General features: G+C 41.7%; 20 protein-coding genes. 8 read left to right on the top strand and 12 right to left on the bottom strand.

Annotated features, from left to right (window positions below):
- Window positions 1-157: 157 nt before the first annotated feature.
- The 5 genes from A7985_RS11825 to A7985_RS11800 form a co-directional block, all read right to left on the bottom strand.
- Entirely contained in the window at window positions 158-583 is a 426-nt protein-coding gene (locus tag A7985_RS11825) for a hypothetical protein (RefSeq protein ID WP_065790674.1), read from the bottom strand.
- 9 nt (window positions 584-592) lie between these two features.
- Window positions 593-1,387 (bottom strand): HvfC/BufC N-terminal domain-containing protein, encoded by a 795-nt coding sequence (locus tag A7985_RS11820; RefSeq protein ID WP_065790673.1) that lies wholly within the window; start codon window positions 1,385-1,387, stop codon window positions 593-595.
- Entirely contained in the window at window positions 1,374-2,219 is an 846-nt protein-coding gene (gene bufB / locus A7985_RS11815) for an MNIO family bufferin maturase (RefSeq protein ID WP_065790672.1), read from the bottom strand. Before bufB ends, A7985_RS11820 begins: the two co-directional genes overlap by 14 nt.
- A 63-nt stretch (window positions 2,220-2,282) precedes the next feature.
- Entirely contained in the window at window positions 2,283-2,747 is a 465-nt protein-coding gene (gene bufA2, locus A7985_RS11810) for a BufA2 family periplasmic bufferin-type metallophore (protein ID WP_065790671.1), read from the bottom strand.
- Window positions 2,748-3,175: 428 nt separating this feature from the next.
- Complete coding sequence (locus A7985_RS11800; protein ID WP_065790669.1) at window positions 3,176-3,652, bottom strand: GNAT family N-acetyltransferase; 477 nt, start codon at window positions 3,650-3,652, stop codon at window positions 3,176-3,178.
- Between the two features lie 310 nt (window positions 3,653-3,962).
- Between A7985_RS11800 and A7985_RS11795 the strand changes: the two genes are divergently transcribed.
- Window positions 3,963-4,304, top strand: coding sequence for a hypothetical protein (locus A7985_RS11795; RefSeq protein WP_065790668.1), 342 nt, complete (start codon window positions 3,963-3,965; stop codon window positions 4,302-4,304).
- An 89-nt stretch (window positions 4,305-4,393) separates the two neighbouring features.
- Here A7985_RS11795 and A7985_RS11790 read toward each other — a convergent pair whose 3' ends face one another.
- Window positions 4,394-6,148, bottom strand: coding sequence for a sensor histidine kinase (locus tag A7985_RS11790; protein ID WP_065790667.1), 1,755 nt, complete (start codon window positions 6,146-6,148; stop codon window positions 4,394-4,396).
- A gap of 8 nt (window positions 6,149-6,156) precedes the next feature.
- Window positions 6,157-6,852, bottom strand: coding sequence for a response regulator transcription factor (locus tag A7985_RS11785; protein ID WP_065790666.1), 696 nt, complete (start codon window positions 6,850-6,852; stop codon window positions 6,157-6,159).
- A gap of 243 nt (window positions 6,853-7,095) precedes the next feature.
- On the opposite strand from A7985_RS11785, the gene A7985_RS11780 reads away from it, so the two are divergent.
- From A7985_RS11780 to A7985_RS11755, 6 genes are all read left to right on the top strand, one after another.
- On the top strand, window positions 7,096-8,349 hold the full coding sequence (locus tag A7985_RS11780) for an efflux RND transporter periplasmic adaptor subunit (protein WP_065790665.1): 1,254 nt from the start codon (window positions 7,096-7,098) through the stop codon (window positions 8,347-8,349).
- Window positions 8,350-8,358: 9 nt separating this feature from the next.
- The gene (locus A7985_RS11775) at window positions 8,359-9,084 is read left to right on the top strand and encodes an ABC transporter ATP-binding protein (RefSeq protein ID WP_065790664.1); all 726 of its coding nucleotides are present in this window, start codon (window positions 8,359-8,361) and stop codon (window positions 9,082-9,084) included.
- Window positions 9,085-9,093: 9 nt separating this feature from the next.
- On the top strand, window positions 9,094-11,586 hold the full coding sequence (locus A7985_RS11770) for an ABC transporter permease (RefSeq protein WP_065790663.1): 2,493 nt from the start codon (window positions 9,094-9,096) through the stop codon (window positions 11,584-11,586).
- Between the two features lie 233 nt (window positions 11,587-11,819).
- On the top strand, window positions 11,820-13,832 hold the full coding sequence (locus A7985_RS11765) for a DUF3857 domain-containing protein (protein ID WP_065790662.1): 2,013 nt from the start codon (window positions 11,820-11,822) through the stop codon (window positions 13,830-13,832).
- 3 nt (window positions 13,833-13,835) lie between these two features.
- Complete coding sequence (locus tag A7985_RS11760; RefSeq protein ID WP_065790661.1) at window positions 13,836-14,954, top strand: hypothetical protein; 1,119 nt, start codon at window positions 13,836-13,838, stop codon at window positions 14,952-14,954.
- Between the two features lie 872 nt (window positions 14,955-15,826).
- Window positions 15,827-18,634 (top strand): TonB-dependent receptor plug domain-containing protein, encoded by a 2,808-nt coding sequence (locus tag A7985_RS11755; RefSeq protein ID WP_065790660.1) that lies wholly within the window; start codon window positions 15,827-15,829, stop codon window positions 18,632-18,634.
- Window positions 18,635-18,714: 80 nt separating this feature from the next.
- On the opposite strand, the gene A7985_RS11750 is transcribed toward A7985_RS11755, so the two are convergent.
- The 3 genes from A7985_RS11750 to A7985_RS11740 all read right to left on the bottom strand — a co-directional run bounded on the left by A7985_RS11750 (window position 18,715) and on the right by A7985_RS11740 (window position 22,113).
- Window positions 18,715-19,554 carry an SGNH/GDSL hydrolase family protein gene (locus A7985_RS11750; protein ID WP_065790659.1) on the bottom strand — a complete coding sequence of 280 codons (840 nt, stop codon included), beginning with the start codon at window positions 19,552-19,554 and terminating at the stop codon, window positions 18,715-18,717.
- A 153-nt stretch (window positions 19,555-19,707) separates the two neighbouring features.
- Entirely contained in the window at window positions 19,708-21,456 is a 1,749-nt protein-coding gene (locus A7985_RS11745; RefSeq protein ID WP_065790658.1) for a hypothetical protein, read from the bottom strand.
- 168 nt (window positions 21,457-21,624) lie between these two features.
- The gene (locus A7985_RS11740; RefSeq protein WP_441844005.1) at window positions 21,625-22,113 is read right to left on the bottom strand and encodes a CC0125/CC1285 family lipoprotein; all 489 of its coding nucleotides are present in this window, start codon (window positions 22,111-22,113) and stop codon (window positions 21,625-21,627) included.
- A gap of 563 nt (window positions 22,114-22,676) precedes the next feature.
- On the opposite strand from A7985_RS11740, the gene A7985_RS11735 reads away from it, so the two are divergent.
- A complete protein-coding gene (locus A7985_RS11735; protein WP_065790656.1) occupies window positions 22,677-24,155 on the top strand; it encodes a flavin monoamine oxidase family protein in 1,479 nt (492 codons plus the stop codon).
- Window positions 24,156-24,219: 64 nt separating this feature from the next.
- Here the strand turns inward: A7985_RS11735 and A7985_RS11730 are convergent, their stop codons facing one another.
- Both A7985_RS11730 and A7985_RS11725 read right to left on the bottom strand, forming a co-directional pair.
- A complete protein-coding gene (locus A7985_RS11730) occupies window positions 24,220-24,783 on the bottom strand; it encodes a hypothetical protein (RefSeq protein WP_065790655.1) in 564 nt (187 codons plus the stop codon).
- Between the two features lie 3 nt (window positions 24,784-24,786).
- Entirely contained in the window at window positions 24,787-25,638 is an 852-nt protein-coding gene (locus A7985_RS11725) for a hypothetical protein (protein ID WP_065790654.1), read from the bottom strand.
- Window positions 25,639-25,968: the final 330 nt, after the last annotated feature.

Raw genomic sequence — 25,968 nt, 5'->3', positions numbered from 1 at the left:
GGGTATCAAAGCCTGCGATATAGCTGTGAAGCCCTTATTTAGTTTGTTCGTAAAACAGATGGTTTTTATTGTGGGGTTTGCCCGAAAAAATCGCCGTATGTAATATTTTTTGAAGTCACTGAATCTTTATATCGCAGAAGCGCACAGTCCTTTAGTGCTATTTAAGGGTGATTAACAGTGCTTTGATACTGGCTTTTACATTGTCGATATCTTGAACGATAAGCTCCACCGACTGACTGCTGGTTGCGATGCTTTCCCAGTTGCTAGACCAAGTATTGTGCAGTGAGGCTGCATCGTCTTTCACTTTTTCATTCGTTAAATAGCTAAAATCTTGTATCAAGCCCACTTTTATCCAGCCTTTTCTGGGGCTTGCCATCACCATGTCACCGTCATAATGGGCGATGTATACTAATTGCTCTAGCGCTGCCAATTCCTTCAAAATCTCAAAACTTGCAAGTCTAATGTTATTATTGTGCTCCGTAACTTCGAGTCGCCAAGTGTTATAGCTGAAACCAATTAAGGCAAAAACCATACTGAATATAACGCTTATTTGATAAAGCTGTAATTTTTGCCTCATTCTCATTTTAAGTACCTAAGCTTGCAGTAGTTCAATATTGCTTTGCAGCCAACCCAATTCAATGCCTTTTTGGAGGAGTTCCATAACTTGCATCATGCCTTGCTCTTCAGAGTCTGTATATTGGGCAGCAGTTTCACAAACAAAGCCAAAAGGGAGCCCGGACTGTATACTCTTCAAACATTCGTAGTGGCACTTTGAAAGAGCGTAAAACCCGGTACGCTTGTCTTGTTCTCGTGCAATTATCCAGTACCTTTCAGTCGTGTTTTCTGGAGAGGGAGGGGATTGCTCGCTTTTAAGTGCTTGCCAACTTTCAACGGCGGGGTAATGGCAAGTAAGTAGCTGAACACTGGGATGTAACCGAAATTGAATGTTTGGCCAACTTGTTTGCTGGATACTCTGTAGCTGCGTAAACTGTAATGTGTCACTGTCGGCTGCATCGAAAGCACGGAGTAAAAGCCTTTCAAAAAGTGCTATCTCTTGAAGTATACCATGCTCTTTAAACGGCGATTGCGAAGATAAAAAGTGCGGCAGTCTGTTTCCAAATTCTCTAAGTGACGGTGCGCAAGAAGGGTATATTGCTAAGTAGCCTTTGACCATTTCTTCAAATAGGTCATCTCCTAAGTACAGCCCCAGCATTTCGTGATCTTGCTCCAGTACTTTGGTTAACCGGATACGATATGCATTTTGATAGATTTCTGCTCGCTGTTGTGGGGCTAGACCCGATTGCGCAGCGATATGTGCTTCAAATTTTGGCGAGTCCTGACTGAGCATCTCGACAAAATCTTTCTGTAGTTGCTCAAGCGAAGTCATGTACGCTCCAACTTTCTGGTGCGATAGCTCTGGCATGATCCAGTTCTGCCATCAACTCTGAAAATGGTGGAAAATTGTCGTCTCGTTCTATCATGGTATTTATCGGGCCACGCGTTTTTGCAAAATTTTCGAACAAGCGCCATACCTGATCGCAGATCGGTTGATCATGTGTGTCTATGATGTGGCTACCAAAATCACTGTGGCCAGCTAAATGTATCTGAGCAATGGCTTGTTGTGGAATTGCATCAAGGAATGTCTCTGGTTCAAACTCGTGATTACGAGCACTGACATAAATGTTGTTAATATCCAACAAATAACGGCACTGTGTTCTACTATGCAGCTCCGATAAAAATTCCCACTCGCTCATCTGAGATGCTTGATAGGTCAAATAGCTCGACACATTCTCAAGTATTAATGGCCTCTGTAGGTAATCTTGAACGATGTTCAAGCGTTGTGCCAGATGGTCAATTGCCTCTTCGGTATATGGCATAGGCAGCAAATCATGACTATTAAAATCACCTAAAGATGAAAAACAGAGATGATCTGAAATCCACATGGGCTGAACCCTATCTATGGTTTTTTTGAGATTGCCTAAATAGTCAAAATTAATATCAGAGGTACTGCCAATCGACATAGAGACACCGTGCATCACTATGGGATATTGCTCTTTAATTTGATCTAAGTAATGCCAAGGTTTACCACCATCAACAAAGTAGTTTTCTGAGATTATCTCGAACCAGTCGACATTGGGTTGTGTTGCTAAAATCTCTTCAAAGTAACAGGTACGTAAACCAAGACCAAATCCGATATAAGGGTGGGGTGTATTACTCAATCTTTACTCGCTATTATCAGGTTTGGGTGGCGCAAACTCTCGGAGTTGGGCCACCCTAAAATATTAACTGCCTACTTTGCCACCGATGTCTTTACATGCTTTTTCTGGCATGTTTACAAATCCAGTGCCTTTGCAAGAAGCTTGCGCAGCACATGCATTGCTCGCTGTTTTACAGTCGTTGTGTCCACCACAGATATTGACGTCGTGACAGTGCACTAAATCTGCTTTAGCAATACTGCCTACCCAATCATCTTTGCGCTTTCCGCCAACATCTGCACAGGCCTTTGAAGGCATACCAACAAATCCAGTACCTTTGCACGAAGCTTGCCCAGCGCAAGCATTGCTGGCTGTTTTACAGTCATTGTGACCACCACATACGTTGACGTCGTAACAATGTACTAAGTCAGTTTTTGCTGCGCCTGTATTTGCTGAGCTCGCGTTGCTTGTTGCACCAGAGTCACTTGTTGAATTACAGCCAACAAGTCCCGCAACCATCATTGCCATAGCGGCGCCTGTTAATGCTTTCATTGTATTTTCCTCGTGTTTTTGGTTATGCCAAAGTTGCGAGTAGTGCTGGTGACTGTGTTCTAATTACAGTTGTTACCCAGACTACCCCTTTTTATTGGCTTTTTTTGCAAATGCGCGCGATACAAAAAAAGCAATTTTATTGCGCTCCGGACGACTTGCTGAAAAAGACCTTGTGAGCTGCAGAATAATTTCAGTGTAGACGAAAATTTTCTTTTTAGGATAACTTAAGTCTCTGCTTGGACTGTCTTAATCTCGGCCTTTATACCTACTGTTGTTCTATGATGGATAGTTCGAGATCATGTGATTTATAGAAATTAAAGCCGATTTTGAGATGCCAATCGTGTGCGAAAGGAGGGCAAGCGCTTTGACTGAGGGCGAATACCCCCTCAAAGTTTGACTTGAGGGGGCTGCTGAATAAATGTGTTGTTCTATTTGGCTGTGTTTACTTTCATTTCTAATAATGAAGGCGCGAACCCTAACTTTTGATAGGCATTGATAGCGGCCTGATTGTCATTGTAGACATCTAAATAAAAATCAAAGATGCCTTTTGATTCAGCCCACGCCATTAGATTTTGAATAATACGCTGGTTGAGCGCTTGTCCACGAAACTCTGGGCTAACATACATAAATCCAAGGTAGCCGTGTTTTTCATGTACGAGAGAGGGTTTGGATTGTCTAATTTGAACGTAGCCTGTGGCGATGACTGTACCGTTATGTTCCGCAACCACCACGTGAGAGTCAGTACTGTTTAGTAAGTCGTTTAGATTGTAATAATGTGCAGCGGGTTTTATTTGTGCATTAAAGGGCCTTTCCGCGCCCACTACAGCCTGCTCTAAATTCAATAAAGTTGCCTTGTCTTCAACGCTTGCTGTTCTAATGAGAATTTCATTTGGGTTATTGGTCATTGTTGTTATATATCTAGTTTTAATGTGATTACATGATTTCGTGTATTTTAATAGGATTTAAATCGTAAATTCACCTAACAAATGACTTTACTGTTGAAATGTCTAGCAATGCTTAATTGTATGGTGAGTTTTTTCGCTGACTGAGTCTTTCGTCATCGCCGTATGCTCAACAGAGTATAGAAACTAACACCGCCTTTTTATTTCACTTCAGCGTCATGTGAACAACATATTGAAATTGTATATTTATTGCGCGTTAACGCGCGAGGCAGTACTTATAAATAACCAATATCATAAAAATTAAAGGAATATCATGAAATCGTTAACTAAAAAGCTAGCTTTTGCAGCTGTTGCATTGGCATCCTCATTCGGTGCTTCTGCAGCAACGTCTTGTGTCGCTGAAATTCACAGTGTAACAAACACTTCTCGTGGTGTTGTAGTAAAGGCCTACAATCCGACAACTTGGCGCTCATATGATACGCTTACAATCTCTTATCAAGATCCAAACTTGGGTTCTATGCTTGATAAGCTAACGACCGCAAACAATTTTCAACTGAAAGTGCGTATCTATATTTTAGAAGAATTCGATGGCGATGATGCACGTTCATGCACAGACGGTGTCGCGGATTATATCGGCTCAGTTCACTCAGCATAACATGCCCTAAATTGAATGCATCAAAGCGTATTCGTAGTGAGGATACGCTTTATCGACAAGGCCGGACTAAACAATTGTAACCCTTCGAATTATGGTGCCTTTAGCATTCGCATTGGAAATGAAACCAAGATAGCAAGTCCCGGATGCCTGTTTTGTACCTGAACTTCACCTTGATGAGCTAAAACCAATTGTTGGACTAAAGCAAGCCCAATGCCTGTACCTTGCGAATTGCGAGTCAGCTCATTTTCGCCTCGATAGAACAGATCGAAGAGTTTTTCTGCCTGTTGTTTTGATACGCCATTGCCATAGTCTCGGATCTCGATTTGTATCATCCATTTTAGCGTTGGATGCTTACGAAATGTAAAGTCAATCACTCTTCTATTTAGGTCATCAATTTTGGCGGATTCAAAAAATTTAATTGCGTTATCAGTGACATTAATCACGATTTGGGTAAACGCATCGGGTTCTACACACGCTTCTATACTGTCAAAGTGTGCGACTTCGGATTCGAAATTAAGCTCGAAATTATGTTTTGTTATCAATGAAGAAGTTTTGGAACGAGCTATGTCTTGTAATACGGTTAAGTTTGTATATTCAGGCGACAGCACCTTTGGGTTTCTTCCAAATGTAGAAAGTTGCAAAATGTTATCAATGAGTCTGGCAAGACGCTCACTCTCACTGTAAATAAACGCGTAGTAATCATCTTTATGCGTCTCTGAGGCAATAGCACCAGATTTCAGCATTTCAGAATACATTTTTATCGAAGTCAAAGGCGTTTTTAGCTCATGGCTTACCGAGGAGATAAAGTTTAACCTCTCCTCACCCAGCTCAAGTTGCTTGATACTAAACCGATAAAAACCGTAACAAGCAAACAGGATTGCCAAAATCAGAGCGGCGTTAAAAACGGTGCTGTATATCACATTGGTGGAGACAGGAATGGCATCTGAAGACAACGATATGGTGAAGTTGCGATATGGCCAATGCAGCTTAGCTGTGTAAATAAGTTGCGTTTGGTATTTGCTGTTGACCTCTGCTGGCCGGTCTATGTGGGGCTCGCCGTTAACCAACGAGTAAAAAAAGTATTTATCGTTATTGGGTTGGTTTGCTTCTTCAAGTGTTACCAGCATGGGGGTATTAAAGCGCCTAAGCTCCAGTATTTCAGCAATTTGTTGGTGTAAATAAGGGCCTTTTTCGACCACATACCCTTGCATAACCGGTTTGTCGATTAACTGGACTATTCGGTAAAAAATAAGATATTCCGGTACGTCAAAAATGATATTAAACAGATTTTCATTGTGAGTTAGGCCATTTTGTATATGCGCTTTAACCGCTTGGGATTGAAAGACGGCTTGATATACAGAAGTTGCAATGTCACGACGGGTGATTAGCTCTAGGTTATGTGGTTCAATCTGTGTGTTTTGGAGGTCACTCGCCGAGAGTGGGGAGGGCCATACCGGTGAGTTAAAGTTGCCACGACTATCTAATTGAAAATACCCCACTAAACCATGGATCTGGGGCTCTTGTGTGAGTTGGGCTAGCGGTGATAGAAGTTGATGAGTCTGTTTAGTGATTGGGTTATGTATAAATTGATAATAATTAAACGCATCTACCGCAATTTGATTGCTAACGGAAAGCTTCCTGAATAACTTCCGATTGATAACTCTGGCTAAATTGCCAGCTTCTTGCTCATAGTCAGCTAACTGGCTTTGGTGTGATTGGTGATAGCTGAAATACAGCAAAGAAGATAGAGGCACCATCAAGAGGAGCAAAAATAAAATGACTGAGACCTGCAATCGCTTTAATTTTTGAGCGTGGCTCAGCGAATGCCTATTTTTGTATAGCATAACGGTTCTTAAAGTTTGTACAGTTGATAGCCCTCACCTCTGTGGGTGAGTAAGTGCTTTGGCGTTTTTGGGTCGACTTCTATTTTTTTTCTGATCTTGGCGATATGTATATCTACCGTTCGGGTGTCTATGTCTCGCGTTTCTTTATATCCCCACACATTTTTCAATAATTCGTCGCGTGAGACAGGTCCATTTTTATGGTGTAAATAGTCGAGTATTTCTACTTCTTTGCGTGTGTACTTGGTTTCTTTTTGATATGACATGCCAGTGAGAGTCTGCAGGCAAATTGAAACCTGATGACTGAGCTCGAGACGATCATTTGCTCCTGTCCACCCCGAGCGTCTAACCAATGCATTGACTCTCAATACGAGCTCCGAGGTAGAAAAAGGTTTAGAGACGTAATCGTCAGCGCCCAGTGTCAATGCATTGATAATGTCGTGTTCTTCATTTTTTGCAGTTAACATCATGATTGGTTGTGTACGAGAATCCTCGCGAAGCGCATTGCAAATATCAAACCCATTCATCGACGGGAGCATGACATCCAGAAGAATGCAGGTGTAATTTCCGGTCAGTCCTTTTGTTAAGCCCTCTTTACCATCCACTGCGCTATCTACGTCATAACCGTGAAAAACAAACAAATCGGTCAAGCCTCTCAAAATGCTTGGTTCATCTTCGACGATAAGTAATCTAGGTTTCACTCTCACACTATTTCCTTGCAGTAAAATGGGTCTTTATTATTCTTTTTATTTAATAAAAGTCATTTTATTTCAATGGCTTTTATGTATTTTACCAAGAACGTTTAAAAAAGAAATGCAAACTTTTGTAAACTTTTAGCCTTCGTATTTTTACTTTTTCTGCCTGTTTCATAGAACGCCCACTCGATATATTTTTCCACATCAGCTGACCTTGTTGGCGAATCAATAGATTAACGAAATAACGAGTTGCATATGGATATAGTTCGCAAACATAAAAATACTAAAAATGTAAAAGCCTACATTTGGGCCTTGTTAATTGGGGGGCTTATCGCCGGTTCGATAATTTTCTACAACACCAATAATAGCGATTATCTAGTTGACAGGAAGAGCATTTTAATTGGGACGGTAAAGCGTGGGGAGCTAAACATAAGGGTACGTGGCACGGGGGTTATGGTGCCGAAGGATATTCGCTGGATTGCAACCAATGTACCCGGAAGAATAGAGCGCATTTACCAAAACGCGGGCGCGGTTGTAAAAAAAGGAGATGTATTATTTGAACTGAGTAACCCGCACCTAGAACAGCAGCTTGCGGAAGCAAAGTGGGAGCTGCAAGCGCTCGAGTCAGAAACACGTGCCAGTCGTATCTCTCTGGAATCAGAACTGTTAGATCAACAAATTGCAGTGATGAACGAAAAATTAAATTTTGAGAGAAATGCATTAACACTCAATGCGCAGAAGGAATTAATCGATCAAGGGTTTGATGCGATCTCAAAAATTGATTTTGAAGAAGTGAAAATGAATGTACGCCAGTATGAGCAGCGTTGGAAGCTTGAACAACAGCGGCTGGTAAAACGCCGTGAAAACCTCAAAGCGCAAATTGAGGCGAATGAGGCCCGATTACAAATGATGGTACGTAGTGTTGCTCAAATAGAGCACCAAGTTGCGAGCTTAACAGTCACGGCAACAATGGACAGTATTGTACAAGAGATGCCTATGGAGCTTGGACAAGAAGTTACATCGGGTACTAATTTAGCGCTGTTAGCACGCAGTGACTTATTTATTGCCGAATTACGGATACCAGAAAAGCTGATTAAAGATGTCGTTATCGGTCAAAAGGTCTTGCTAGATACGCGCACTAGTCAATTGCAGGGAAAAGTTCAGCGTATCGCCCCAACTGTGATTAACAGCATGGTTCAGGTCGATGTTGAATTGACAGATCAGCTTCCTCGAGAAATTCGCCCAGAATTAACCGTTGACGGCGAAATAGAGATTAACACAATTCCAAACACGCTATTTGTTAAGCGGCCAATATTTGCAAACAGCTTCAGTGGATCTGATGTTTACCTGATCAATGGTGAAGGTGTGCAAGCAAACAAACACGCAGTCCAATTTGGACATATGTCTACCCAGTATATTCAAGTGGAGCACGGCCTAACTGAAGGGCAACAAATCATTGTGTCTGATGTATCTGCTTGGGCCCAGCATAATCAAATTCGTATCAATTAGGAGAAACCCATGGATAACAGTCATAAAAAAATCTTGGTTGAACTCACTGAATTCACAAAAACCTATTTCAGCAAGGATTTAGAAACGCGCGCATTGAATAACATAAATTTAAAAATCTATGAGGGAGACTTTTTGTCGATCACAGGCCCTTCAGGGTGCGGTAAATCAACATTGCTGTCCCTTCTTGGGTTGCTGGATACTTCAACAAGCGGCATGTATTTATTAACGGGTCACAACGCCTCACATATTCATTCTAACGAACGTGCGCGACTGAGGAATAAAGAGATTGGTTTTGTATTCCAGTCATTTAATTTGATCAGTGACTTAACCGTGGCAGAGAATATTGAGTTGCCATTAACCTACAGAGATGATTTATCCAAGCATGTGCGAGAAGAAATGGTGCGCATGTCCCTGGAAAAGGTGGATATGGCACATCGTGCTAGTCATTTCCCTGCGCAACTTTCAGGCGGTCAACAACAGCGAGTTGCCGTCGCAAGAGCCATCGCAGGCAAGCCTTCAATCATTCTTGCAGATGAACCTACCGGGAACTTGGATTCGAAAAATGCTGAGTCTGTAATGCGATTATTAGAGGCCTTAAACAAAGCAGGCACGACCATTTGTATGGTCACTCATGATCCAGCATCGGCCGCAAGGACACAGCGCGTAATCAAGATTTTTGATGGTGAGATCATATCCGATAAATACAACTTCACGCCTACTTCAGTCGCAGTATAGGGAATCATCATGACCATTTGGATTGATATCAAATATATGTTGAGGCAGTTAACTAATAAGCCGATGTTTACTCTGATTTCAGTGTTAGTTGTGGCTTTTGGACTCGGTTTAACGGTTTATACTTATACATTGCTAACTCAAATCGTTTTTAAACCTTTAACGCTGCAAGGTACAACCCCTCTGGTAGCCATCGAGGGTGAATTCAGAGAAAAGCATGGCCGTGGACAGCGCGCCGACCCATATCACTTAAATCATATCAGCGCAGAATCCAAATTAATTGAGCGAATGAGTTTGTATCGAACAGGTTCCACTATTTTGAGTGATTTGGACAATATGACGGGCTCTAAAAAGTTACATGCGAGTTATAGTCAGTGGAACTTATTTGAAGTGGCTGGTGTACAACCTCAATTAGGTCGTGGCTTTAGTCCAGCAGATCAAGAAGTCGGGGCCGACCCCGTAGTTGTTATAAGCCATGCTGTTTGGGCCAAATACTTTGGGCAAAATCCGGATATTTTGGGTACTTCAATACGCGTCAATGGCACACCAAAACAGATTATCGGAGTAATGCCCGCTGGCTTTTCTTTTCCTGCCGTCGCGCAAATTTGGGCGCCGCTTGTAATTACACAGATACAGACGAGTGCGCCATCGGATGCTTACAGCGCTTCGTTAAATGGTGTTGCTAGGCTTAAAAATGGGGTTTCGCTAAGTCAACTTCTTTCAGAAGTCGATAGCTTATTAGCCGAGCACTTTCAATTACTCCCACAAGAGTTTGCATGGCGAACGTCATCACCAGGTGGATATATTCGCGTATTCCCTTTCAAATATACCGATGACAGCATTACGCAAAAGTCGTCTATATTTGTCGCCTTATTTTTGGTGGTGGTATTGATCCTATTGCTTACATGTATAAATGTAGGGAACTTGCTACTTGCGCGCGTAAATGAACGCATTAAAGAGGTGGCGATCCGTATTGCTTTGGGTATATCGAAAGAACGACTCGTCATTCAAATGCTATGGGAGAGTGTATTTATATGTGGTGTGGGAGGTGTGCTTGCTTGGATATTGGTAGCTATAGGGGTACAAGTCACAAATGAAGTGTTGAATGGCATTTTTGCATTAAGTGAAGCTCGCCCTTTTTGGTGGCATATAAAGCTAGAGTCTGACGCTGTTGTTGTGTTGGTGGTAACGCTGATATTCATGGTGATTGCAACCGGCCTATTACCAGCTTGGCGGGCTCTAACAGGTGATATGAATGCGATTTTAAGAGATGGAACCAGAGGTGCACTTGGCAAAATTAACGGTCGTATTAATAAATCTATAGTGATAACCGAAATCGCACTGTCTTCCGTTGTGTTAATGATCGCATCAATACTGTTGTATACCAGTTTCAACGCTCAAAATGCGGATTATGGTGTAGATACAAACAATCGAATTACAGCCCAAATATTGTTACCGACCAGCGTCTATCCGACAAACCCAAGGACAAACCCAAGGACAAAGCGCAATGACTTTTACTATCAACTTAAAGGCAATTTGGAACAGTCTCCAAATATACACAGCGTGGCTTACTTTACGAGCTTGCCAGGTACCGGAGGGGGCAGTTCGCACTTTGAGATTTTGGGTAAAGAAGCATTGGTTTACAATGAAAACCCATTGTGGAACTTTGAAGTGGTGAGTCGAGGTGCATGGGAAACGGTTGCTATGAAGATCATTGCAGGTCGCGATTTCGATGAGCGCGATCTTGATAGTGGCGAATCTCCCGTGATAATCAATGACTCAATGGCAAGAGCGCTATTTCCTCTTGGTGATGCGCTAGGGCAGCGAGTTAGAACCGTTGATGAAGGAGACTGGCACACTGAGTGGCGCACCATTGTCGGCATCGTCTCTGACAGTGTGCATGGCCCGACAATGCAGGCAACCAGCGCTTGGCATACAGGATATGGGTTAATGGATTTGCGATCTTGGACAATGGAATTAGTTGTTCATTATTCGGGTTCTGAGGCGCAAGCTATGGCTACATTGCACAAAGCGGTTGCCGATATGGACCCTGAAGTAACGCTTGATCAGGTGCAAAGCTATGAGCAACTGATAGCGCAGCCTATGCGGTTGATAGACGCGATAAATACTATCTTCTTGTGGTGTGGCTTAGTTGCGCTTGTTTTAGCTGCGACTGGAATATACGCTGTTTCAGCGAATAGTATTTCTTTAAGGAGCCAAGAAATCGCTACTCGTAGAGCATTAGGTGCCAGTAATGGGCACGTTGTTCGCTTTTTATTGAAAGAGGCGGGTTTGCAATTAACCGCGGGATTGATCGTAGGAATGAGCATCTCAATATGGCTCATATATCGTATATCTCAGTCTATGTTGATAGGTGGAGGCGGGTTTGCAATTGGTTTAGTCGGAGTGCCCATACTTATTTCCGTGATGGTATTAATCGCAACTTATATTCCAAGTAAGAAAATTACCTCCTATGAACCCGGTGAGGGTCTGAGGCAAGTTTAACTTTGATGAACCCTATTCGGCGACTGAGCATCAGTCGCCGTATGTTGGATGTTGATAGCCCATTGTGCTGTGATTAACGTTGGTTTGAGTACACACCCTTGTGTGATTAATGTGATAACGCGAGGTATAACAAATTATTTATTTTTAAAAACCTTGCTATTAAATTACGTGTTTAGGTACAGTACTTTGTCTTATAACAACGACTAGACGTCAGGCATATCCAAGGGCTAATCATGATGACAAAGTGGCCACTTTATATTGTATTAATTTTCTTTATTTCTACTGCATGGCAGGTTAAGGCGATTGATAAAGCACCTGAAATTGCTTTTGGGCAAGTACCAAACTGGGTTAACGATGTTGCATTAACTGAGCTCCCGGCTCAATTAGATAAACCAATGCATTACCGTTTGCTTGACAGGCAAGTGAATACAGAAGCCAACTTTGCCTACTTTGTGCGTAGTCGGTATCAATATACTGATAGTGCAGGTGTTCAAGACAATGCTGCTATTAGAATTAGATTCAATCCCGCATTTGAACAACTGACTTTCCATAAAGTCCATGTGTATCGAAACAATAAGCTCATACAAAGTGTTGGTAAAGAGCAAGTAAAACTCATCAATGCAGAAGACGAGCAACAGGGAAACCTATACTCGGGTGAGTATGAGGCGCTGATTTTATTGAAGGATATTCGAGTTGGAGATGAACTTGAATACAGCTATACGATGAAAGGGCAGAATCCAGTTTTTAATGGCAACTTTGGACACTTTGCTAGTTTTGGATGGAGTGTAGATATCGACAAGGTGTCATTCAATCTATTCACAGATCCTACAAGAAAACTCCAAGTAAAAACGACACAAGAAAGCTTACAGCCTACGATTCGCAGCACAGAGCACGGGACTTTATATCATATTGAAGTATTGGATAGTAAAAAAATATTAGCAGACAGCGATATGCCGTCTTGGTATACACCGTATCCATATGTTCAGTTTTCTCAATACCAAAACTGGCAACATCTAAAAGAGTGGGCCAATAGCCTATTTGAAAACACCCAAGTTAAAAACGAAGCGCTGTTGGCATACATCACCAAATTACAGAAGATGGCAAAGCGCGACGCAGTCAACGAGGCCATTCGATTTACGCAAGAAGACATTCGTTATTTAGGATTAGAACTGGGTGTAAATTCGCACCTTCCTCGCAGCCCTGACGAAGTCTTCGCAAATCGATATGGTGATTGCAAAGACAAAGCCTTGCTATTAAAAGTCTTGTTAGATGCGGTAGAAGTAAAAGCTTCGCCTGTTCTTGTGTCATCTATTGAGCGTGAGAAAATATCCGACTACCTACCTACACATCAAGCATTTAACCATGTTATTAACAGAATTGAATTTAATGGCAACCAATATTTTGTTGATGCAACCATGTCATACCAAGGCAGTGATATAGAGAGCTTGTATCAGCCTGATTACGGTAAAGCATTACTCATTGATGAGACAAAACAGACAATCATTGATGCGACGCCGACTACTAGAAATAGCAAAGTGATTGTTAAAGAGGATATATTCTCTGCGAACTACTTTTCGCCAGTCGTGTGGCACATTCGAACGTCGATGAAAGGGGCTGATGCTGAGGCGTTTCGCTATCGCATGGCGACGCAAGGTATAGATGCAATCGCAGATAGTTACGCAAATTTTTACGCGAATAGTTATCCAAGTCTAGAAGTTGAGCAAAAAATGCAAGTATTGGATGATCCTGTGACAAACACGATCACAGTTGAGGAAAATTACTCAGTACCTAATTTTTGGGTTGTTAACGAGAAAAATGAGGCTGAATTTGGCTTCTATGCCAACTTTGCTCATGACTACACCAAGTTGCCAAAATCTATACGCAGAAGTTCGCCACTCCATACGAGTTTTCCTGTGGATGTTGTCCATGCGGTGACATTACATTTACCGGAGGATATAGATTTTAGTAATCAAGAGTTTAGCGAAGTTGTGAACAGCAAATACTTACAATATAGCTCACAGCTGAGATACGATAAAAAACGACTCACTTTGACCAATGAGTATCGCAGCCTCAGCTCATATGTACCTAAATCAGATGTGGCAAAGCATATATCAAACTTGAAAAAAATAAATGATCTCAAAGGGTATTGGGGAATGGTAACCAATGTCATTAGACAGCCTGTCGATGCTAAATTTGATGTGATGCTCAATAACATCAAGCAAAATGCCCAACAATCTGAGGAATAATGAATGTTAAGAAATAGCTACGTTGTACTTGTTTTTGGATTGTTGAACTTATTGCTGGTGGGATGTAAGAGCAATAACGTACAAGTAATACAAGCACCTAAACTTGCCATTATGGCTGAAGGGGAGCGCCTTTCACCATACCAACTTAACAAGCGATTTCTCGCGACAATTAAACAGAATGGGATTATGGGGGCGTCTTCATTTATCGACGCTGATGCCACATTAAGACATTACAAAGAAGCTTATGACAGTCACGCTGAGGTCAGTGGTGAAGTGTTTACTAAAGGGCTGCTAAAAGGTTTAAAGAGTCTTGATACGCTTGGAGAGTTTAATTACCTCGGCACAGATGAAAAGGGGGAAGGCTTCTGGCAAAGCTTTTATCGATTTGAAACAGATGAAGGGGCCTTTTACTTTCATCTCGTGTGGAGAGATGGCCGCTATCTAACCGATGTGAAATTTGAAAGCTTATCCGAAAGCGTTTTGGGTTTTGCTGCTATCGCGAATTCGCAAGCCAAACTGGAGAAACCCCAGCAAGAAATATTCGCAAAAATTATTGCCAGCCTGATGCGCAAGGACTTTGTTCAGGCGCAGTCGCAATTGAATAGCCTATCTGATGCAGCTAAAGAAAACGTACTTCTTCAGGTCAGCCTTTGGAAGCTGGCTCAGGCAACCCCCTCCAATGAATCGCATTCCTTTGTTGACGAATTAGCGAAAATCATAAAACCAGAAGACCGCACAAATATAGGTTGGCTTCAGTACTACAAACGTAAAAAAGCGCATAGACAAGCGCTTGAGTTGTTGAATGACGCACCGGACATCCTTAAGAGAGATCCATTTTATATCCTAGAGAAAAGTGCTATTCATTTGGAAGTTGGAGATTATTCTGCCGTATGGCGTGGTATTCATGATCTGTTTTATTTGGGTGGAGAAGACTTTATAAATTATGTCTTTGCTGCACAACTAGCGATTAACATGAAAGAGTTTGAATATGCCGTTGAGATTTTGAGTGTGGCAGAAGAAAAATATGAATTAAACTTTCTTAAGCAAGATTTGGTTGAATTGGATGATGGGGTTGAGTTTGTTAACTCATCAGCATTCAAAAAGTGGCGTGGTAACAGTTAGACAGCCAATATTGAATTGAAATCTCCAACGTAAATAGTGTCGAGCATCAGGGCTCGACCTATAACTCCCTCTACCAAGCACACCTAGTTACTTAAGTTGACTCCCCCTCTATACAGTCCTTACTCAAATTATGAACTCAATAAATTGCGGAGGCTTTTTAACATGTTCAAAGAACTATGATCGATTTAAGGAATGAGGACATGAAACTAGTGATCAATAAAAAAAGATGAAAACCTTTCTCTTGAAAACAAGATTTTACCAGTAAAAAATACCCCACAGGTGGGTGGAGCAGTGGGCTTTAACTCTTTTGAGGGTTACCTAACGTTCGGTGCGAGATATATCAGGAATCACCTATCAAATTATTGTTAACTTATTGAAATATCTAAGTATAAAGTCATTTTCCGCTACAGGTATATGATAAGGAATATGATGTGCCAATCATAATGTTAGCTATTTTTCATGAAGGTAGGTGGGTAAAACCCATACACCTATAAAACCGCTTTTTTCACATTTCCCTTCACTGTGAGCAGCTGATGACGCTGCTGTGTTTGTATATTTCTTTCACGTTTAAGTATGAATAACTTCATTTTGGGCTGATTGGAAAATACATTTTTACGTTTTAACAGTGCGTCAAAATAAATATTTTTTAGGTCACTATTCAACTTGAAAGCGCTATATACATGACATATGCATTTATAATATATACATATACTAAAGGATAATTTTTGAACGTTCCTATTGGTGCTTAAATAACAATAAGCACTGCTGAGTTAGTTCTGCTGTGTGGCCGTCAAGTAGTTAGATTCCCAATAAATAGAATATTAGAAGGGATTTACACTATCAGTTTGGAACGTTCCGGTGAGAGAAGAAAAATGAAGAAAACATCATTCTTATACAACTTAATATCCCTAGCTATATTGAGTTCGTTTGCGCCTTACGAAGCGCAAGCAAATGAAACAGCAGAAAATGAAGTTGAGAAAATTGTAGTTACAGGGTCGCGCATAGCACGAACGAATTTGGTGTCTGCAGGTGCTGTAACGGTTATCGATAAAGAGGCTATTAAAGCGAGCCCATATAAAAATATTGGTGATATTCTACAAACGATGACGGTATCACAGCCTACAGAAAACTCACTGAGTGCAAATGGCAGTGGCGCCGTTAGGTTTAATCTGCGTGGTATCGGTACGAACAGGACACTCGTTTTATTAAACAATAAGCGTTTACCATACGGTGGTAAAGGTGCTGATTCTTCTGTTGACCTCGGTGCAATCCCTACCAGTATTGTCGAGCGTGTTGAAGTACTGATGGACGGTGCATCTGCAATCTATGGTTCAGACGCAATTGCTGGCGTGGTTAACATCATCACCAAAAAAGACTTTGAAGGCTTAGAAGTCAGTGCCAGTTATGGCAATAACACTGATTTTGATGGTGCAAAAAAACACATTGAGATGGTGTCTGGCTTTGCTGCTGATAAAGGTAGTGTGACCTTTTCGGCTAGTTACTCAGAAGATGATGTGATTCATTCTAAAGACATTCCATTCTCAGAAGCGCCAGTCGCATTACAAAATGACGGTTCACTCGTACCTGATGGAAGTTATTGGCTACCTTGGACTGCGGTTACTGATCCCGATGGTAGACGCCTAACACAAGGGCCTGATTACGGTGAATTTCATGAATACACAAGTGCCGATTCTTATAACTATTTCGAACAGTCTTTTCTCCAGCAGCCTACAGAAGTCTACAGTATGTCGGCATTTGCTAATTATGATGTTGGGCAAGCGTTCAGTTCAGAGAATGTAGTACTCGATTTTGAAGTGCTGTATACCCATAGAAACAATGATTCAAATTCGGCAGCACAGCCCTTGATCCCATGGATTGGTGGTTATGATGATATCCCAATCTCAAAGGATAATTATTATAATCAGCAATTTGGGCCTAAAGATGCAAACGGTCAAAGCTATGACATTTATAAATGGTCTAAGCGTATGAATGAGTTTGGCCCACGCCAAAGTCGTTTTGATGCCAATCAATTCCATATCGCGTTAGGATTGAGTGGTGATTTTGATGAGGTGTGGTCATGGCAGGCAGGCTACACATTTGGTCGCTATGAGAGCCAAGAAACGCGTGAGGGAGTATTTAACTGGGCGCGTGTGCGTGAAGCGGTTGGACCAACACACTTTGACGAAAGTGGCACACTCAGATGTGGTGTTGGACCGGAGGTTGTGAAATTTATTTCATCAACGTGTGTACCATTGAATATCTTTTTGCAACCAGGACAAACTCAGCCAGAAGGGGCAATGGAATATGTCTCTGGTGATTGGGCAAACGTCAGCTATGGTTACTCATCAATTAAAACAGCTACTTTCGACGTAACAGGCACTTTGATGACGTTACCAGCAGGTGACGTGGGCATTGCTTCCGGCGTTAGCTACATGGAATTAGAAGGGTTAAAGCAAACAGACAGTAATGCCGTCCACGCGATGACTACTGATGGTAATGGTAGACCAACAGGGGGGGGCTATAATGTCTCAGAAGCATATGTTGAGTTAAATATTCCGCTCCTTTCAGGTGCGCCGTTTGCCGATTCGCTAGAGCTTAACCTCGCTAGCCGATACTCAAATTACAGTACAGGTGCAGGTAACACGACGAACTCTAAGGCATCTATCTTTTGGACTGTGAATGATGAATTCAGTGTACGTTCGACGATCAGCCAAGCATTTAGAGCGGCCAATATTCAAGAGCTATTTAAAGGCCAACTTCCTTCGTTCGAGAACGGTACCGATCCATGTAAAACCGGCGCTGATGGGCCAATTAGGCCATTGACTCAAGAAAACGACGCGGGATGTTTGAAAACGGGCGCCCCTGCTTCAGGCTTTAGAGATGGTTTAGATATGATTCGAACCAATACGGGCGGAAACCCAGATCTTGAGCCTGAAACTGCTGTTATCAAGACATTCGGTTTAGTGTTTACACCTCAAGCTATTGACGGACTCTCTCTGACATTCGACTACTACGATATCGAACTTGAAAATACAATCTCGACCTTTAGGGCTCAGAGAAAGATAGAGCTGTGTAATGAAACAGGTGATTTCTGTGATGATATACATCGTTATCAATCAGGCCCATTAAAAGGTGTTTTACTGGGTGTGGATACTTACAATGAAAACTTAAATGCGTCCCACTATCGTGGTATTGATAGTGAAGCATTCTATAAGTTTAGAACCTCACAATATGGCGACTTTAGAGTTGGTGTGAACTGGCACCGTGCACTCAAGCATGAGATCAGTATCTTTGATGGTGGCGTGACTGATTATGTAGGTACCGATTCTAGTAATGGTGGGTTCCAGCCAAAGAACAAGATGAATTTCAGCGTTAATTGGCTGTATGACAATATCTCTGCGAACTGGTTTACGTATTATTTGGGTGAAGCAGAAACAGACGGTCGCCCTGAGCAAGGTGAGCCAACCAAGTACACCATTGACGGTTGGTCATATTCGAATGTAAATGTGAACTACATCGCCTCCGATCATTGGGAGTATGCGTTAGGTATCAACAACGTGTTCAATACTGAACCTAGAAGGGTTATGCGCAGATCGGCTGGTAACACAAACTCAATTGGAGCATACAGTGCAGCTTTCTTGGGTACAACGTTTTATATTCGCGCTAAGTACACTTTTTAAACAGCTTTAAAAACTCCCTGAATGAAGCGCTCTAGGCAATTTGCCCTGAGCGCTTAGTTGTTTAATATGTAGCTGATTTACTATTCAGTATCTATTTGCTGTCTTTGATGTTTCTTGATGGCTTTTGCGATGCGTTTGGCGGCACGTTGCATTGTTATTCTATCAGGGTGCAAACCATCGTCCATTGGCGTGAAACCTCGCCAAATATCCAAAAATAGTGCCTCAGGCACTTCTTGCTTCAGGCGGTTCAAGCGGATCTCAGCAAATTGTTCGTAGTTATCTTTACTCACAATCCAAGGCCAGTTAAAGCGCTGCCTTAGTGTTTCCCACTCTATATTCTCATACCTTGGTGGGCTTGAAAAAATAGGCGTGACACCCGCTGCAAGTGCTCGCTTTGCAACGTTTACAAAAGTATCTGTATACTGATGCATTTGTTCAACGCTACATTCTGACGTTTCAGCCATTGGAATACCAAAAGCATCTGGGTGATTGCAATCATTGCCGCGAATAATGACAACATATTTTGCTGTGTAACTTCCTTGCGCTGTTTTTACGCGACTTAGTGCTTTGGTTAATTGCTTCTCATAGCCTTCCCATCCAGGACCAACGCACTCAGGCCCGGGAAAGCAAGTGAGCCTATCAAAGGTTGTCGCGCCCGCCTGACCTTCATTGATCAAATGCCCTGAAAGTCTGCGCTCACGGATAAGCGCGTTGCCAAGGGAAAGGTATCGACCTCCGTTGATGGCAATACCGCCCAATGGCGCTTCCAAGTTGTCGAAATAGGGCATTGAACCATTGGCAAATGAAGCGCCGATGAGTAACAGAGGGGCTTCTTGAGATTTGTCTTGTGCGAAACTGTTTGTTGAGGCCCACATGGCACTCAGTAATAGCAGTAATTTAGTTTTGTTCTTGAGCTGCATAACATTCCTTATTTTGTCTAATAAATTGCACAACTATAATAAGCACAATTTTTAGGCAATTGAAATGACTGCTCTTTATACGTGTAAATTAATATTTGAGAGGGTATGGTAGGAGAGTGAGCATGGCAAAACATGCTCACTTATAAAGCGTGCTTAATTGTGTTTTTTAACGTTCATTTGAACGTCTGTAACCAAGCCTTGGTTATTGGCATCAAAATTTAAATGCATTTGATAACCGTCACCAAATAGGTTGTGTAGCTCTTCAGGAAATTCTTCGCTGCTCAGTTTTGAACCTTTCTCTATCAAAGGCACAAGTTTTTTAGCATCTAAACCAAACGAAATCATCCCATTTGCTTCGACTACTTGAGCCGTTAACGCGTCAGCATGCTTTGTTGCTTCTTCGCCACTATATAAAGCGATATGTTGCCCTTTTAACGCCAAGTACAGTGGTTTATCTAATTCATACTCCGGTGGCAAAAAGTCGTTTACTTTCACTGGGGTGCCATCTTCCGGCAAGTTGACGCTCGAAAATTCTGGTGCAAGGCTTTTCGCCATGTTGAACAGTGCTGTAGCGTCATTAGCAGAAACAGTGACAAGCCCACTTAGCTTAGAAAATTCGACTTCGCCGGGTTGGTCCACTTTCTCAGCAATATCTACATCAAAAATACTGAAGCTAACGCCCTGTAGAGAGCCAAGCATACCTGTTGCCATTGCAAGCATCGCCGGGTTGACATCTTTACTTTGCGCTTGTGCCATGACCAGTGGCTGACAAGTGAATTCGGCACCTGAAAATGCTGCCCAGAGTGTATTAACAGTTGGTGAAAGTTGAGCTGCATTTAACCCTAACCCGAGTGTGACAAGGCCGTTTTCTGCGGTTTGGGTATGTGCGGGCACAAACCCTCTTAAATTCGAAATGGCATTGAGGATTTTCTGGTCGGTTGAAGCGACAATAGTAGAAACATCGATGTTTACTTGGTTTGTAGTGACATCAAAGTGGTTCGTTCCCGAAACAACCGCTGGCCATTTATTTGCCATGTCAGAGAAGTCTTTTTGACAAGCTTCATTGCGGACCATATCCAATGCTGCAGGGTTGCCAGCCATTGCTAATATATTGTCCAGCATTTTAACTGCGGTGCTTTGAGGGTCTTTGGCAGTTAAGGTGTCCACCAACAACTTATTGTCCAAGTACGCAAGTGACGCGCCATCAAACTGATAATCTTTGATGTAACGTTCGACTTTACCTGTCGAACTTAAGCTTTTAGCTGGTTTGCTGATAGCCAATGCAACTTTTAAGTCTTCAGGGCTATTAAACGGAGTATCCGCCGTAATCGTTGTCCACTTGCCTTGAGTTGCGAGCACAAGGTCAAAAACCTTTTGGCCCTCGTGTTCAATAGTGAACTTAGTTACGGGCGTGCCATCGACGTCACTGTCTGTATACGTCACACCAGCTTTATCGGCAGCTTCTGTTAGCGTCTTTTTAAATGCGTCAACATTCCCCAATTCGGCTCTCAATACGGGTAACAAACCAACGGTATATGACAACAACTTTAGTTCATTGTCGGCGCCCCAAATATTTGCAAAGTTGGTTGACGACTCGAGGCTTTTTGCGTATTGCTCAACCAAATTCAGGAAAAACAGCGCGTTTTTATCAAGCTCTGATCCTTGCCCCTTCATTTCTTCTACAAATGCATTGACTTGATATGTGCTCTTGAAGGCTTCAGGTAATACATCGAGGTAATTTAAGTAAGGGAAGCTTTCTAGCTGCGACCAAAAAAAGATACTGTCAGCTGGTACATAGTCCAACTGCGGCAGAGGCGTATAACCTTTTTCCTGTTGCGAAACCACATAAGCACCTGACGCAATTGCTGCGCCTGTCACTGTGGCGAGAAGAAGCTTTTTCATTATTGACTCCATTTTGTCGTCTTTTGTCCAAATTATGCTAATCATACCAAGTTAAAGAGCAATAAAACACATAGTACGGCGCTCAAAAATGCAAATATGATGCGCAGTTCACGTGGACTATAAAATGCGCTTATTTGTGTGGCTGTGCTTAATAGAAAAGAAGCATATTTACTTTTCTCTAAAGATTTGGTCGTCAGTTAGTTCTAACTTGGTTTTCAACTCTTCAATACACGAAGCGGTATCGTGTATAAATCTAATATCTTCACGCGCTTTTCCTACTTTAAAATGGGCTGCCCAGCAGCCGGACTTTTTAGGGGTTACGCTGGTTTTTAACAGCTCTAAATAGAGCGCAGTATTAGTGAATTCCGAAGTTCCATATTGACTATGAACTCGTGTTGTTTTGGCATCAATTCTACTTGACTGGAAGCTTGGAGCCCCTGCTTTTTGTGCAATGACGGCGGCACGAAGTAAGGTAAAATCGATCGTCTTTTGACGTTCTAAATTCGGATTGCCTTCATATTCAACGGAATAATGATTCTCACTGATTTTTTCCTCTGAAAACCCTCCACTCAGGATGTTGTACGGCTGATATACGTGTGACATACAACCCGCCAAAGAGAAGATCATTGTTGCAAGCACTAATCGTCTTATTAACATAATTTAAAAACTCACTGTAATTATAATTTTATAAAATAATTTATATGTCTTAACTGTTTTTCTAGGTCGGGTGATTTTATAGCAGTTAGACTTAAATTTTAAATCGCGGCACTCTATCAGGAGTGTATATTTTAGTCAACTTTTGATTTTTTTGTTGTTTATTTTAAATAACTAGGGCTGGTTATTTTACGGTTATTCTTTGTTTTTATTTTTTAATCGAAATGGGTAGGTGGTTTTTTGTGATAATGCCATCTTAAATAAAGCTTTTTATGGTTCTGGTTTGTATTTTATAAGGCTTTAAAATTATGAGTTTGAACGTGGGTGTAGAAGTTTTGGGGTTGTCCTAAACCTAAAGTTATATCCTTGATTGAGTTATGTTGTTTTGATTATAACCATGCCAATTTATATTTTTTATTGGGTTTATTGCTTTTAATTAAATTGCAGGAGTAGGCTTTTGATTTTTGTCCTTGTTAATAAAGCAACCTCATGTTAGCGTGCTCTCGGCTTTAAAAGCCGATTAAGATTTTTATATTAAGGTTACTATAGTTATTAATGAGGTATATATGAACGTTTCAAAGAGAAAGGACTCTTTGCGTGTTGTAGTAAATTGTGTGGTATTTTCTTCTATTCTGTCTGCTTGTGGAAGTAATGACCCACAGACTGTCATTGAAGTGCAAGACAAAAAGCCGCCACAGGTAGTAACAAACCAAGCAGTTGTTGTTGGTGCTGGCTTATCCGGTTTAACGGCTGCCTATGAGCTAGAGAGTATCGGGTATTCAGTAACCATACTAGAGGCAAAGGATAGGATTGGCGGCAGAATTGGAACTGTGCAAATGGGCAATCTGCATGGTGAATTGGGCGGAGAGTTTATTGACGGCCCGACAGTTCATCAAGAGATCCACCGTTATGCGAGTTTATTTAATGTAGAGTTAGCGGATACAGGCTACTGGGGTGAAATTGAAAGCGGGGCGTATTTTATCGAAGGTAAACTCGTGAGTTACACAGACTTCGATGAAAATTTTGATAGCGAAATCGTGAATGATTATAACCGCTTTAATGACGCATTAAGTATACTGGTAGATGCCGTACCTGACGCAAGTGATCCCGCTATGTTAGAAGTCGCCAAGAAGTATGATGTAACCAATGTGCAAGAGTGGATTGATGACATGCAGCTTCACCCTTCAGCAAAGCTAATTGCTGAGCAATTTGTGCGTGGCGAATTTGATGAGCCAAGTGATTTATCGTTATTGCACTTAGCTCAATATGCAAGAGTGTATGAGAATGTCTCAGAAGATGATGTAGAAAGCCACCGATTCCTAAAAGGCGGTAAAGCGATGGCGCAGGCATTTGCAGATAATATTGAAGGAGACATTCACTTAAACCAAGCTGTAACAAAGATTTCCGAAACTGACAATCGTGTTGCAGTAGAGACGATATCCGGGGACAGCTACCAAGCCGATGTGGTGGTTGTAACTGTGCCTTTGCCTGTACTTAATAAAATAGAGTTTATGCCTCGCCTTCCGCAAGCGCATACTGACGCTGCAAAAAGCATCAACTATGGCTCGCACTCGAAAGTTTTGCTGCAATACAATAAACGCTTTTGGCTTGAGCAAAATCTGGGTGGCGAAACCATTGTAACAGGTTTGCCTACGGGCTGGACTTGGGAAACAACGGAGCGTCAAGAGGGAACTGGGGGTATCCTCATTGCGTACACATCAGGTGATTATAGTCTGATTCAAAAAGATTGGAGCGACCAGCAAATTATTGATGCTCGGTTGGAAGAGATGGAGCTGATGTATCCGGGCTCAAAATCATACTTGGTGGACGCGAAAGTTCAAAACTGGGTTGCAGAACCTTGGACTCAAGGTGGGTTTATTGCCTATGGGCCGGGTCAGATAACTAAGTATTGGAAACTATTCCAGCAACCAGTAGGGCGAGTTTATTTCGCTGGTGAGCATACTGACACTCTCTACCTCGGGTACATGGAAGGTGCTGTAAGAAGTGGTATTCGTGTCGCAGAACAAATCGCAGAGCTCAAATAACCGTCAAAAAATTCAAACACTAATCAACAAAGGGCGTTGTTATCGCCCCTTGTTGTTAGCGTACTTATGCAGACTCAGCATTACTGCAAATTTCTGGCAGCTTCTTCAAGATTCTAGTGATCATGTGCTGTGCTGCATGCTCCGCTGAGCCAACAAATTCGCCGTCGCCATTTGCCCAGTTAGTATCTGAGTTGAAGCCTCGAACATGGTATTTTCCAGCATGGTTACCATTGATTGAGTATTCTACTGTAGATACCGCCATACCATTAATGTTCAATTGTTCATTGTAGGTATAAAGCATGTTCAACTTTGGTGTAACTTCCACAACAGTCGCCTTAGTTACCAGCGGAATAAGGGGTATAACAACATCATGATGTATCGTGTTAAACCATTGCTGGACCCCCGTCGCATTGACCTTCCAGCTGATAGCATCTTTGTTTTGACGGATGTCTGATACTGGGTTAACGACGTATGCACAATTTGAACTCGCCAGCTCAGCCGCGATTTGTTGATGTTCTTTGCTTACTTTTTTCGGTAGTTTACTGACTTTCATTTCGACATCGACGACAGCCAGCGCATTTGTTGAAAGTAGGGCAAGAGGAAGTAAAAGTGTCGTTAGTTTTTTCATTATTTACGCCTTACATTCTTTCGGTAGTTCTTTAATAAGCAAGTTATCAGCTAAATTGATTAATGACCCATTGTTATCTCTAATTTGAACGCGATTACCTTCTTTTTCAGTGATTTTACCAAGACTGTTGTATTCACCTAGCGCATTAAATCGAGTATACCTAGTACCAGTTATACAAGCTTCTTCTCGAGCTACCTTAATATCGTGCTGTAACATTTCTCTGATTTCAGACAATGCGGTATTTACGGTAGTTCTATATAAGTCGGCGTTATTGTCATTCCAAAGACGGATAGAATCCATACCACCATTACCAATAGAGTCTGAAATATACGTAAACGAGTTACGATAATCAGGCTTAGATACAGAAACCTTACCTTGTTTTGCCACATAAAGCGTTGCATTTGTTTCAAATAAAACGACTTTAAAGTTATCGAAGAATTGATAATGAGTGAAAAGGTAAAGTGCAGCCTCACCTTCTTTCAAAGCAGAAATCTGTGCTTTTATTTTATCGTCTTTAAGAAACTTTGTTTCAGCGCTTTCTTTCGTGTCTTTAGCGTTAAATTCAGAAATAAGAACAGGGTTGAACTCTTCTACGATTAACTTACGAAAGTTTAGGTCGAGCGTGTTATTTAATAATGGGGCCGCAACACCAAATGCACCAATCGCTCTGTCTTCGTTAATTGAAGAGTCTATGGCTGACGTGACTAGCGCGCCAACTAAACCGCCAGCAACTCCCGCGCCGACGCTGTTAGACAGGTTGACCGCAGGCCTAACTTCATCTTGAAGTACCAAGTTGTAAGTATTGGTTTGCTTTGCTGCATCCCTTGTTTCTTGTGTCATAGGAATGTTTTTCATTCCCGAACATCCTTGTAAAATCAGACCGATAGTGCTGATAAGTAGCAGTTTTTTCATAAATAACCGTTCGTATGTAGTGTGTGAAATTCGTGCATCATATAGATGTTTTAAATATAGGTAAAGTTACAACTGTGACTTTTTCCATTACATTTAATGGACGCTTATGAGCAACCCATTTGAACTTGTATATATATGAAATAATTAATTTTTCTGTGATGTTCGAAATTATTCTTGAGTGGTTATGTGACCACTTAGACGGTGCTTCACATGATGTCGTTGCGGTGGAAAAGGTTGTGCAACTGAGACTATGTGACGGATAGGTAATTTAAT

It is taken from the genome of Pseudoalteromonas luteoviolacea (assembly GCF_001696455.1).
GTDB lineage: Bacteria > Pseudomonadota > Gammaproteobacteria > Enterobacterales > Alteromonadaceae > Pseudoalteromonas > Pseudoalteromonas luteoviolacea_C.
This window is presented reverse-complemented; position numbering and strand designations above follow the sequence as displayed.